The organism is Streptococcus sp. HMSC078H12 (assembly GCF_001814615.1).
GTDB lineage: Bacteria > Bacillota > Bacilli > Lactobacillales > Streptococcaceae > Streptococcus > Streptococcus salivarius_F.
Genome location: NZ_KV817339.1, coordinates 202,549 through 202,896 on the forward strand (window position 1 = coordinate 202,549; position 348 = coordinate 202,896).

The 348-nt window shown below is 35.6% G+C and carries 1 pseudogene; it reads left to right on the top strand.

Features of this window, described 5'->3' with window-relative positions:
- A pseudogene (locus HMPREF2979_RS10460) lies at positions 1-252 on the top strand (hypothetical protein); the annotation flags it as partial.
- Between the last annotated feature and the right edge of the window lie 96 nt (positions 253-348).

A 348-nucleotide genomic window follows, 5' to 3' on the forward strand; every position in this document is an offset into this window, starting at 1 on the left:
GAAAATGGAATCGTTCGAACAGGATTCTACCGCACTGATAAAGGCTATCTCTGCTATCTTGAGCCTCAGATAATATCTTCCTACCAACCAACTTGGAAGGAAATTGACGGTAAGCTCTATCACTTTGAAAAATCAACCTCATTAGGGAGAGATTTGTACGGTTCTCCAATCACAACCAAAGCAACACTAGAAAAAGATGGCAAAACTTATGTCATTGATGAAAATGGTGTAGCGACTGAGAAAATGAATTAAAGTGAAGAACAAGATATTTCTTCCACTTTAAGAAAACTTTAGGCTTTGCTTTTTATACTATAAGCATCCTAAAACTTTTCTTTTTCATAATCTCCT